The organism is Streptomyces sp. NPDC007856, from assembly GCF_042868225.1.
Lineage (GTDB): Bacteria > Actinomycetota > Actinomycetes > Streptomycetales > Streptomycetaceae > Streptomyces.
On the sequence record NZ_JBIAEC010000016.1, the window covers coordinates 238,337 to 250,123 of the forward strand.

Annotated in this window: 6 protein-coding genes and 4 pseudogenes; 5 read left to right on the forward strand and 5 right to left on the reverse strand. The window is 69.5% G+C overall.

Going from position 1 to position 11,787, the window contains the following annotated elements:
- The first annotated feature begins 136 nt into the window (after positions 1-136).
- Entirely contained in the window at positions 137-772 is a 636-nt protein-coding gene (locus ACFYOH_RS33505; RefSeq protein WP_388633522.1) for a TetR/AcrR family transcriptional regulator, read from the forward strand.
- A gap of 64 nt (positions 773-836) precedes the next feature.
- Here ACFYOH_RS33505 and ACFYOH_RS33510 read toward each other — a convergent pair.
- Both ACFYOH_RS33510 and ACFYOH_RS33515 read right to left on the reverse strand, forming a co-directional pair.
- Positions 837-938: pseudogene (locus tag ACFYOH_RS33510) on the reverse strand (NAD(P)-binding protein); the annotation flags it as partial.
- Positions 928-1,132, reverse strand: a pseudogene (locus ACFYOH_RS33515) (ferredoxin). The pseudogenes ACFYOH_RS33510 and ACFYOH_RS33515, both read right to left, overlap by 11 nt.
- 220 nt (positions 1,133-1,352) lie before the next feature.
- Between ACFYOH_RS33515 and ACFYOH_RS33520 the strand changes: the two are divergent.
- On the forward strand, positions 1,353-3,506 hold the full coding sequence (locus tag ACFYOH_RS33520) for a GAF domain-containing SpoIIE family protein phosphatase (RefSeq protein ID WP_388633525.1): 2,154 nt from the start codon (positions 1,353-1,355) through the stop codon (positions 3,504-3,506).
- Between the two features lie 100 nt (positions 3,507-3,606).
- Entirely contained in the window at positions 3,607-3,882 is a 276-nt protein-coding gene (locus ACFYOH_RS33525; RefSeq protein ID WP_388633528.1) for a hypothetical protein, read from the forward strand.
- Here the strand turns inward: ACFYOH_RS33525 and ACFYOH_RS33530 are convergent.
- Positions 3,857-4,048 (reverse strand): annotated as a pseudogene (locus ACFYOH_RS33530) (glycoside hydrolase family 15 protein); the annotation flags it as partial. The gene ACFYOH_RS33525 and the pseudogene ACFYOH_RS33530 sit on opposite strands and share 26 nt — an antisense overlap.
- 143 nt (positions 4,049-4,191) lie before the next feature.
- A complete protein-coding gene (locus tag ACFYOH_RS33535) occupies positions 4,192-5,166 on the reverse strand; it encodes a helix-turn-helix domain-containing protein (protein WP_388633531.1) in 975 nt (324 codons plus the stop codon).
- A 200-nt stretch (positions 5,167-5,366) separates the two neighbouring features.
- Here ACFYOH_RS33535 and ACFYOH_RS33540 point away from each other — a divergent pair, with 200 nt between their 5' ends.
- Complete coding sequence (locus ACFYOH_RS33540) at positions 5,367-9,536, forward strand: hypothetical protein (protein WP_388633533.1); 4,170 nt, start codon at positions 5,367-5,369, stop codon at positions 9,534-9,536.
- A gap of 786 nt (positions 9,537-10,322) precedes the next feature.
- Here ACFYOH_RS33540 and ACFYOH_RS33545 read toward each other — a convergent pair.
- Complete coding sequence (locus ACFYOH_RS33545; RefSeq protein ID WP_388633536.1) at positions 10,323-10,958, reverse strand: TetR/AcrR family transcriptional regulator; 636 nt, start codon at positions 10,956-10,958, stop codon at positions 10,323-10,325.
- Positions 10,959-11,095: 137 nt separating this feature from the next.
- Here ACFYOH_RS33545 and ACFYOH_RS33550 point away from each other — a divergent pair.
- Positions 11,096-11,787: pseudogene (locus ACFYOH_RS33550) on the forward strand (2,3-dihydroxybiphenyl 1,2-dioxygenase); the annotation flags it as partial.

The following is an 11,787-nucleotide window of genomic DNA, read 5'->3' on the forward strand; positions in this document are numbered from 1 at the left end:
CAAGTCACTTACAGAATTGATCAAACGATCAGATATGTGTGATGGGTCACTCCGGGGTGCGGGGTGTCGACCGCAGAGACGGCCGGGCTCGTCAACGCAATGAGGAAATTGTCAGAACTGCTGCTATCTGGGGAGCGTGCCCATGCCAGTTCCACTCGGCAATCGATTCGAACGCCGTCGTACCGAGACCCGGCAGGCACTCGTCCGCGCGGCGCGGGAGATCCTGGCGGAATCCGGCGACACCAGCGCCAGCATCCGGGCCATCGCGGAGCGCGCGGACGTCGGGTTCGGCTCCTTCTACAACCACTTCGGCTCCAAGCCGGAGCTCTTCGATGCGGCCGTCCACGATGCAATGGAGGAGTTCGCCCAAGCCATCGACCAACGCCTGTACGGCGTCGACGATCCCGCCGAACGCCTCGCCGGGGGTCTGCGGCTCAGCGCGCTCCTGGCCGAGTCGCACCCGGAGATCATGCGGATCCTGTGCCACAGCGAGCTCGGCCGCATATGCGCCGGCAGCGGACTGGCTCCCCGTGCCAGGCGCGACCTGGAACAGGGCATCGCCGCAGGCCGCTTCACGGTACTCGACCCGGGCATCGCCCTGTCCGCGCTCAACGGCAGCCTGCTGGCGCTTCTGGAGCTGTGGTTCAGCAAGCCCGAGGCCGATATCGAGCAGGCCGCAGGCACCATGGCCGAGATGCTCCTGCACATGCTCGGGCTCTCCCCGGCCGAGGCCCGCGAAGTTGCCCGGGGCCTCCTTCCCGCTGCCGCGTGACGAGCCACAAGGTCCGACCGCGCGCCGCGCGGTGGCGGACCGGGGACGACTGCGTACCGCTCGCAGAGCAGGTGAAGCCCTCCTCGCGCAGCGCCTCCGCGGCCGTCAGCCCGGCCAGCGACGCGCCGACGATGACGATACGGCCATGCCGCGGATCACCGGGCACCACCGCTCACCTCCTCATCGAGGAGGATGGCGTGGACCGGGCACGCCGCCGCGGCTTGGCGTACGCGCTCCAGCTGATCCTCGATAGCGGCTGGGCCGTACAGCATGCGCCTCCTCCCCGTGCAGCTGGAACACCTCCGGCACGAGGAAAACGCACTGTGCATGGCCCTGGCAGCAGGTGAGGTCCACGACGATCTGAGTCGTACGGGGTCCCTCTTCCTTGCTACGCGCGTGTCACATCGGGTGCTCGGCCAGCCGCTCCTTACCGCAGCAGCCCACGCGGTGGCTCCGCCCGGGCAGCATCATCGTGGGGGCGGGGGACCCCCCTGGCCATCCATGGCTTCGCAGGAGGCAGCAAACCCGCATCGCCCGGCCTATCCTGCAGAGAGGCGCACGACTTCGCGGAGCGTGTCGGATGGCCAGTGGCAAGGAACTGCAACCCGCTGCCGTCCAGGAGCTGCTGGATCAGATCGTGGCCCGGACGGTGGCCGGCATGGGTGCGCACGCGGGGGCGCTCTTTTTGCTCGAGCCCGGCGGCGAAGTCCTGGTCCTCGACACGAGCGTCGGGATGCCCACCGGGTTCGTCAGCCTGCTGCGTCGCCTACAGGTGGCTGGCGTAGCCGACAGCCCACTCGCCGAAGCGATTCTGCAGCGGCATCCGGTGTGGGTCGACTCCGGTGAAGAGTTCGCCCGCCGCTATCCCCAGCTGGCCCTCACCTTCCCGTTCGTGGGCGCAGTCGCGGCGGCCCCGCTCGTGGCCGGCTCCCGCGTGTGGGGCGTCATGCTGGTGCTGTTCTCTCAGAAATCGCCCGCGCCGGATGCGCGCGCACAGGGCCGGTTCACGACTGCGGCCCGCTGTATCGCCGTGCTCCTGCGGGACGCCGCCGAGGCCGGGCACAGCTTGCAGCCCGGGCTCGCGGCGCGTCTGCTGCCGCCGGCGCCCGCGCATCCCTCGGCACCGGCTCACTCTCAGGCCGCAGCGGACTTCATAGCCGCTCTTCCCGAAGGGGCGTGCCGACTCGACGTGCGGGGGCGGATCACCTTCGTCGACCACACTGCGGCCGATCTGCTGGGCGAGAGTATCCCGCATCTGCTGGGCGCCCGGGTGTGGGAAGCCGTGCCCTGGCTGTCTCCCGCGCCGTACCGACTGCGGTACCAGGCCGCACTCGCGAGCCAGCTCCCGACGTCCTATACGGTGAACCAGCCTCGCACCGGCAGAGAACTGCTGTTCCAGCTCTACCCGGACCGCACCGGTGTGAGCCTGCGTATATCCGCTGCTACCGACGCCACCCACAGCCCGGATGAACTGGGCGTCGGTGCTGGGGCGGCGCCCGGCCCCGCCGGCCTGGACGCCCACTACCACATGATGCGGCTCTCCGGCGGCCTGGCCGCGGTGGCGTCCGTCGACGAGGTCGTGGACCTGGTGGCCGGCCACCTTCTGGTCACCCTGCACGCGCAGGCCTTCGCCCTGCTGGTCGCGGAGGCGGGCCGAGTACGGGTCGTCGGCCACCATGGCTTCAGCCCTGAGCTGGTCGACCTTGTCGACCACGCCCCCCTCGCCTCCGACCTGCCGCTCCCGGGGCTGACCACCGGCGCACCGTCCTGGGGGCTGACCCAGGGGGTGCCGTCCTTCTTCGTCGACCGGGACGAGCTTCGTACGGTTTATCCCGAGAGCGCGGCCATCGACGACGGTCTGGGTGCGTGGGCATGGCTGCCGCTCATGGCCTCCGGCCAGTACTTCGGAGTCTGCGTGGTCGGCTACCGGCAACCCCGCTCCTTCACGTTGCAGGAGCGCGCCACCCTCACCGCCATCAGTGCCCTGATCTCCCAGTCCCTGGACCGCGCCCGGCAGTACGACGCCAAGCACCAGCTGGCGGAGGGCCTCCAGGCCGGCCTCTTGCCCCGTACGCTGCCGGCGATGCACGGCCTGGACGTGGCCGCCCGCTATCTGCCCGCCAGCCACGGCATGGAGGTGGGCGGCGACTTCTACGACCTGATCCGCCTGTCGGACACCGAAGCCGCCGCCGTCATCGGAGACGTGCAGGGCCACGGTGTCAGCGCCGCCGGTCTGATGGGCGAGGTGCGCACCGCGGTCCACGCCTACGCCGTCGCGGGCGCAACCTCGGGTGAAGTCCTGGCTCGCACCAACCACTTGTTCAACGACCTCGACCCCGGCCTGCTCGCCAGCTGCCTGTACGCGCACGTCGATCCGGTCCGCCACATAGCCCAGTTGGCCACTGCGGGCCACTGCCCGCCCCTGCTGCGCCGCCCCGACCTGCACACCGACATCCTGGCAGCACCGCCAGGTCCTCTGTTGGGCGTCGACCCCACGGCGGAGTACCCCACCGCGGACATCCCGCTGCCGCCGGGCACCCTCCTGGTCCTCTACACCGACGGACTCATCGAAACCCCCGGCACGGACCACGACACCGCCCTCACCGGCCTGGCGGCAGTCCTCTCCGAAGCCACCGGCCCGCTGGACGACATCGCCGACACACTTGTCGCTCATGCCCAGCCGTCAGGCGATCGTTCCGACGACACCGCTCTGCTGCTTCTGAAAGCCTGTTGAGGCGGGCGGGCCGGAGCCGGATTGCTTTGACTCCGGCCCGCGTGAGCGAGAGTCCCCTGCACCGCCGTCCACCCTGGGCGCTCGCGCTTCCATGCGATGTATGGAAGTCCAGACTTCCGTATCCACGCACGCGCAGCGCTCGGTCGTCAGCGTCAAGGCCGACGACTACCGCTGGGACAACGGCGTCGGCTACCTGCGCAACGTCAAAGAGGGCTACTGCTGGGACGGGAACCGCGGCTGGCACTACTGCTGGACCGGATACCGTGGGCGGGGGCACGGCGACCGCTTCACGGATGCGGCCCGCTACGTCCAACCAAGCCTGAAGCCGGTCCGGCTGTGGCTGTGGCGGGTCAACCCAGAGCGCGGTCAAGGTTGAAGGCGGCGCTGATGAGGGCCAGGTGAGTGAAGGCCTGAGGAAAGTCGCCCAACTGCTCACCCGTGTGACTGATCTCCTCGGCGTACAGGCCGACATGGTTGGCATAGGTGAGCATCTTCTCGAAGGCCAGGCGCGCTTCGTCCAGGCGTCCGGCGCGGGTGAGTGCCGCGTCTCATCCTTGTCCCCTGATACCTCGACACCAATTCAACAGACCACCTCTGGGCAGGGGTGAGTGGGCGCCGGTGCCCGAGGGTGCACCGGCGCCCACGGTCGTTCGGCCCCCGCTGTAGGGGAAAGCGCCCGGGGGGATCAGATCCAGCCGCGGCGAACGGCCTGTGCACCCGCCTGGAACCGGCTCGTCGCCCCGAGGCGGGCGGTAAGGTCGGCGATTCGTCGACGCAACGTGCGTTCGCTCAGGCCCACTTGGCGCGCTATGGTCTCGTCCTTCAGCCCGGCATGGAGTAGATGGATCAGATTGCGGTCGCTTTCGCTGAGCTCAGGATGGGCTTCCGTCTGCCGGGCCTCGCTGCCGAAAACCGGGGTGGCCTGCTGCCAGCTCGCCTCGAAGAGGTCGACGAGGGCGTCGCACAGCGGTGACCGGTGGACCAGGGCGGCCGTGGTGCGCAGGCCGTCGGCGCCTGCGGTGAGCGGAACCAGGGCATCGCGGCGGTCGAAGACCAGCAGCTTCAACGGCACATGGGGCAACACCCGGGCCTGCTCTCCGAGCGACACGAGGTGCTGGAGCAGTTCCGCGCGCTCGGGGACGGCCAGCACCTGGCTCGAATAGACAGCCCGCGCCCGCACGCCACGGGCCAGCAGGTCCTCCTCGAACTGCAACGCACTTGCGTCAGCCGACAGATAGGGCGGGGTGTCGAAGCACAGTACCTCGTGCTCGGCGCCCGCCATCAGCTCGGTCAGCCAGTCGTTGATCGCTGTCGGCCCCTCGATGATCTCCACCAGCCGACTTGGGTCGGAGCTCAGTTTGCGCTCGTTGAACTCGGCGCCGTAGGCGTCCAGCGCGGCCTCCGCGCGCTCCAGTTCCAGACGGCGCGCACGGATCAGGGCGGCCAGACCGATCCGCGGATCCAGCGGGGCGTAGCGGGTGGGCCGGCTCGCCGAGGGCACCGCGAGGCCCGCTGCGACCAGGTCGTCCAGCATGCGACGGGCCTGTGCGGTGCTGCAGGACTGGTGCCTGGCCAGCTCCGTCGCGGTCACCGGCGGAGAAGCCAACAAGTGGCGATAGGTGCGCTCAGTCGGATCGTCCAGACCCAGGGACTCCAGCACCGGCTCGCCTCCCTCCTGTGTTCGGCCGAGGCGGAGAGTGGCCGCTCCCGGCTGCTGACCGATAGCGGCCAGTCGTACGTCACCTGCGGGGACGTGTGCGCTGGAACAGTACTGCCATCCCCTGCAGGGCGGTTCACCAGCGCATCCGTCGACGCAGCCGCTCTTCCTCCAGACGAGACATCCGAAAGGTGCGTGATCAGTTGAGCATGCATATGAAGGGCATACGCGTCGGCATGGTCGCCACCGTGCTGGGGCTGGCCGCCGGCCTGCTGGCGGCACCGCCGGTTGCGGCAGACCCGCCGCACGGCGCGAAAGGCATCCGGCTGACTGCCAGCGCCCTGGAAAAGCTCAGCAAGCGTTACCAACCCCGGATCGACGGCACGCCCGGGCAGGTCGCCGCCCAGGAGGGCCCCGCCGCTGCCACCCCGCCGCTGCCCGGCCCGAAGCCGAGCCTGACGTCGGCCTCGGGCGAGCACGCGCGCGCCTCGTCCGCCGTCCCGGGCTTCAAGCGGACCGGCCAGTGGGAGACCGCCCGAGGCTTCGCCGAACCCGTGGCGCTCGGCGGCACCAAGGACTGGGTGGGCGTCTTCAGCGGCGGCACCGTCGCCCGCTACGACGCCGAGGGCAAGCAGGTGTGGAGCCGCGGAGCGACCTCGCTGTACAACGACTGGCAGGTGACTGCCAAGAACTGGTTCCAGCCCTACCCGTACCTGCCGAACCTCTACGCCGGGTACAACCCGTACCAGATGTCGGCCACCGGTAGGCATCCGTACGTAACGGGCGACTTCAACGGCGACGGTGAGCAGGACGTCGCCGTCGCCTACGCGGTGGGCGACTGGCCGTTCCGGCCGTTCTCCTCGCCCGATTCGAAGGTGGACTACGGCACCTTCGTCACCATCCTGGACGGCCGTACCGGGAAGACCGCGTGGAGCAAGCTGATTCCCGGCTATGTCGGCAACATGCTGGTCCAGGACGGCAAGCTGATCGTCGCCGACACCGTCGGCCCGGACTGGTCCGGCGACCCGGTGGCCGAACAGGGCGACAGCCGCAGCAACCTGACCACCTACAGCTTCAGCCGCGCCGCTCACGGCGGGCTCACCGGGACCGCCGACTGGACCTACTCGACGCACGCGCCCTGGGCGTACTGGGGCGATCTGACGTCGATGGGAGCCGGCCGGATCGCCGCGTCCTGGTCCGACACCCCCATGGACCTGGGCAGCCCGAGGCCCGCCGACGGCAACGTGCTGGTGATCGACACCTCCGACGGCGGTGTCGCGGCACACACCAAGACCCCCGGCTACCCGCGCATGCTGGTCAAGGACCCGGACGCGGACCGCGTTTTGGTGGTCGAGCAGACCGACCCCTTCGACACAGTGCGCTGGGACCTGACCGCGATGGACGCGCACAGCGGCGAACGAACGGTAATCACCTCGCGCGAGGGCACCGTGCCGGAGGCCTTCCAGGTCCTGCCGGACGCGCACGCCGGGCAGCCCCGGTTCGCGGTCGCGGAGCAAGGCATCAACGCCAACATGTCGGGCGGCCAGAGCACCATCTCCGGCTGGGACGCCCAGGGCCGCACCCTGTGGTCCTCCACCACCACCTCCACGGTCGGCGGGCAGAACGCCCTGACCATGGAGCTGTCCTCGGATGCGAAGGGCAGCGAGGTGTTCGCCTCGCTCTCCGACCCGACCACGGGCACCGCCGCCACCCCCGCGGGTCCCGAGCACACCCAGCTCATCGGGTTGAACGCCGCGACCGGTCACCGCGACTGGCGGCAGGAGGGCGCCATCTCCGGCGACACGCTCACCCAGTACCAGGGCGGACTCCTCACCGTCGGCTATGACGACACCGCCTACACGGTCAACCCCCGCAGCGGCACGCTGCAGGCCATGCCCCTGGCCGGCGACCCCTACGCGGCCGTCGCCATGGACGTGAACGGCGACGGGGTCAAGGACCTGATCACCGGCGGTCAGAGCCGCGGGATCTTCGCGCTGGACGGTAGGACCCTGAAGAAGGGGACGCCGACCGTCCTGTGGCGGGCCACGGTCGACAGTTCGGTGCACACCTTGAGTCTGCTGCCGAAGCCCGGCAAGGACGCGGCGGGCGACTGCGTGGTGGCCGCGACCGACCGCGGCTTCGCCGTGCTGGACACGCACACCGGGAAGGTACGCGCGAACGTGCACACCGGCGGCTACGTCGCCTCGCTCACGGTCGCGGGCGACGGCCACGGCGGCTCCGAGATCGTCGTCCCGGGCAGCAGCCTGACCGCCTACACAGCGCAGGGCAAGACGCTGTGGACGTATCAGCCGAAGGGCACGGCGGGCAAGAGCCTGGTGTTCTCCAGCGTCACCACGGACGGCGCCGGGCACCTGTTCTTCGAGTACGGCGGGAGGCACCTCGGTGGCCTGCCCACGCAGGCCACCGACCCGGCGCCGACGGCGGTCAGCCTGGACGCCGCCACCGGCGCCCCGAACTGGACCGAGACCCCCTCAGAATCCGGTGCCGTCGCGATCGTGCCGACCAACCCTGCCCTGGCCGACCCGAACATTCCGAGCGCGGACGGGCATGGTGTCGCCTTCGCGTACACCGGCGATTTCCGGACCTACCAGCACCTGGTCCAGATCCTCGACTCCCGCACCGGCGCGGTGCTCAAGAACTATGAGAGCCCCGGGATGTCGCAGGGCTTCGTCGCGTCCAAGAAGACCGGCATGGTCGAGATGCGCCAGTTCAACGACTACGTGTTCCCGGTGGACGATGGGGCGCCCTACGACGTGCCCACGTTCTTCGGCTTCCACTCCGGGGTGTTCGCCAAGTCCGCCGGCGGCACCGAAGCGTTCGTCGGCGCCTACCAGGCCCTGTGGTCCTACGACACCCCGTTCGCGGCCAACGACGGGTTCCTGCGCGAGAGCGCCACGGACTCCGCCCTGGGGGCGAGCCAGGTCCAGACCGTGCAACTGGGCGACGGGCCGGGTGACGACGTGATCGGTCTCGCGCTCGACTGGCGGGCCCTGAACATCTCGGCCCAGGCGATCGGCGACGGCGTCAACGACATCGACTACTTCCCGCACGGCCTGACCACGTACAAGCTCTCCGAGGACGAGCCCACCCGGGTCCCGAGCGCTCCGAGCGGCGGCACATCGGCCGCGGCCCCCCAGGCCGCAGCCAAGGCCACCCAGTTCCACGGCGACCAGATCCGCAGCGCGAGCCCACTGAAGGACCTCGGCATGCCGGTCGGCACCGCCTCGGACCCGATCAAGATCCAGACGACGACTCCGGCAGCCAAGAAGCTGAGCATGGGGGCGGACAACGCGAAGGAGGTCGTCCGCGGCTACACCCCGCAGCAGATCCAGGCACGCCTGGGCCTGAAGGGTGACGGCACCGGCCAGACCATCGCGATCGTCGACGCCTACCACTACCCGACGGCGAGGGACGACCTGAACCACTTCTCCGCGCACTTCAACCTGCCGCAGACGTGCGACACGGTGAGCGCGGGGGCGGACTGCTTCGACTTCCAGCAGGTCTACGCGGACGGCACCCAGCCCGAGGCGGACACCGGCTGGAACGAGGAGGAGGCACTGGACATCGAGTGGGCGCACTCGGTCGCCCCGCACGCCAAGATTGTCCTGGTCGAGGCCGCGGACCCGACCATGGCCGCGCTGTCCCGGGCCGAGGACGCCGCCGCGGCACTGCACCCGTCCGCCGTCAGCAACAGCTGGGGTGCAGGCGAGTTCTCCGAGGAGGGCTTCTACGACGGCCACTGCAAGCTGGCCGACTCGGTCTGCGTCCAGTCCACCGGGGACGCCGGCTACCCCGCCGGCTACTCCGCCACCAACCCCTACGTGCTGGCCATCGGAGGCACCACCCTCCAACTGGACGCAAACGGCAACACCGTGAGCGAGACGGCGTGGAACTCCACCGGCGGCGGCTTGAGCTACTTCGAGCCGCGCCCGGTCTACCAGGACGGCGTGCAGTCCTCGCCGCTGCGGGCTACACCGGACGTCAGTTTCGTGGCCGACCCCGTCACCGGCGTGCCGGTGTACCTGACGATGACCTACGGCGGCACCACCCATTCGGTGTGGCTGAAGGTGGGCGGCACGAGCCTGTCCGCCCCGATCTGGGGTGCGATCATCGCATCGGTCGACCAGCTCCGGGCCACCACCGGCAAGCCCCACCTGGCCTCGAACGGCCGGGACGGGGACACGGCACACACCGACGTCTATGCCCTCGGAAGCACCTACCTGCGGGACGTCATCTCCGGCTCCAACGGCGGCTGCGGCACGGAATGCACAGCCGGCCCCGGCTACGACACCGTCACCGGCCTCGGCTCGCCCGCTGCGGGTGTCGACGCGGCTCTGGCGGCCATGAAGTAGCAACCATCCAGGCGCAGCACGTCGCCCCACCGCTGTGCGGCAGGGCGACGTGCTGTCAGGGGCGTCAACGGGGACCTCTCGACATTCGACGTTCACGCGCGCTTCGGGGCTCCCGCCTATTGGCAGGCGGCTGAAGGAGCCGGGATCCTGCAACCCGACGGCATGCGGGGCTTGCCGACCTGGTCGGTGTCCGAGCACCTCGACTTCATGGACTCCTCAGGTGTCCGTACCAGTGTTCTGTCCATCTCCTCCCCGGGCACCCACTTCGACGACGACCGGGCCGCACGCGCGTTGACCCGCGAGGTCAACGAGTTCGCGGCCGATGTGGCGCACTCATCCGGACCGCTTCGGACACTTCGCCTCTCTTCCCCTGCCCGATGTGGAAGGCTCCCTGGCCAAGCTCGCCCACGCCCTGGATCACCTCGGCAGCCATGGCGTCGCCGTGGAGTCGAACGTCGCCGGAATCTCCCAAGGCCTCCGACAGCGGTGCCCACAACGGCCCCACGGTCCAGGAACAGCGGCGTTTGTGGTTCGACATGGCCGGAACCCTGTTCCCGCACCAGGTCCCGGCCCTCGTCCGGGCGTTCGGTAGCGACCGGCTGCTGTACAGGAGCGACTACTGCTGGACCCTGGCCGCCGCGCAGATCGCCTCAGTGGACGCCGCGAAGCAGCCAGGCGGTACCACCTGGCTGCGAATCACCGACAAGAACGCCGCCGAGCTCCTTCCGGGACTACGCCCGCGTATGACAAACAAGGGTTCCCGAAGACGTAGTGCCTGCTCAGCCGTCAGTCGAGGTCCGGCAGCGGGCGCCGGGTGATCTCACGGGCGTCGTCCGCGGGGACGCCGAGCATGCGCAGGACCATTTCGGCCAGGTCTGATGCGGCCTCGTCGCCGTCGAGGTCGGGGCGGGCCAGCCGGAGCGCCACGAGGGACATGAGGGTGCCGCCCACGGCGGACAGCGCGGTGGTCGCGTTGGCGCAGTCGAAGCGACCCGAGGCGATGCCGATCTCGAGGTCGCGCAGCGCTCGCGGGGCGAGACCGCGGTCGGAGTGGATGTAGGCCAGACCGCGGTCACGCAGGATCCGAGTGAGCTCGGGGTGGGAGTCGGCCATCCTGGCGGTGAGCCGGAATCCGGCGGCGACCAGCTCGGCCGGATCGTCGATCCCTCCCACTCGCTCGTCGATGAGCTGTCCGAACTCCTCCAGGGCGTCCGTCACCGCGGCGTCGAACAGCTCCGTCTTGGACTCGAAGTGGTTGTAGAAGGAGCCGAAACCCACGTCCGCGCGCTCGGCGATGGCCTGGATGCTGGCGCTGGTGTCCCCGGTCTCCGCCAGGATCTGCCGCGCCGCCCGGACGAGCGCGTGACGGGTTTCGGCGCGGCGGCGCTCGAAGCGGTTCTTGGGCGGGGCTGAGGTCGGCATGCGGCGAGTGTAACAACCGTTGCGATGGGTGTGCCATTACTGATGAGATCCTCAATACTTCGACTTCAGCCTATTGACGATGAGGTCTGGCAAAGCTGATGATTTCCTCATTACAGCAGTGTTGCTTGGAGGACACCATGTCCCACACCTCCGTTAACAAGGCCGCTCCGCCGACACCTCACGAAGACCTCCACAGCGAGCAGGGGGCCCTTCGCGGCGAACATCCCGGCCGGTCCCAGAACCCCGTGATCAAGGCGGCGGACCTGGCCTGGCTGGAGTTCGAGAAGCCGGACCTGGACCGGGCCGAGGTCTTCGCGCGCGACTTCGGCTTCGCTATCGCCGCCCGCACCGAGGAGGCACTCTGGCTGCGCGGCACCTTCGCGGGCCCACCCTGCATGGTCATCCGGCGTGGGCATGCGTCCCGCTTCGTCGGGCCGGCGTTCCGTGCGGCCGAGCGCACCGACCTCGACCGGCTGGCCGCAGCCACCGGCAATACCGTCCGGGACATCAACGTGCCCGGCGGAGGGAAGTCGGTCTCGCTGCTCGACCCCTCCGGCCTCCCGGTCCGCGTCGTGTACTGCGGCGAACAGCTGCCCGCGCTGCCCGAGCAGGAGCCGCTGATCCTGAACTTTGGCACGGACCACCGTCGTACGAACGCCACCCAGCGGCCCCCGCGCGAGCCGTCGCGCATTCAGCGCCTCGGTCATGTGGTGCTGGAGACAAGGTCGTTCATTCGCACTCTGGACTGGTACTTGGACACCCTTGGCATGATCGTGTCCGACTTCCTGTTCCTCGACGGGCAGCGCCAGCGCGGGCCGACCATGGCGTT

Coding starts and splice junctions, on each gene's coding strand:
- ACFYOH_RS33520 (WP_388633525.1), top strand. CDS start 1,353: ATGGCCAGTGGCAAGGAACTGCAACCCGCTGCCGTCCAGGAGCTGCTG.
- ACFYOH_RS33525 (WP_388633528.1), top strand. CDS start 3,607: ATGGAAGTCCAGACTTCCGTATCCACGCACGCGCAGCGCTCGGTCGTC.
- ACFYOH_RS33545 (WP_388633536.1), bottom strand. CDS start 10,958: ATGCCGACCTCAGCCCCGCCCAAGAACCGCTTCGAGCGCCGCCGCGCC.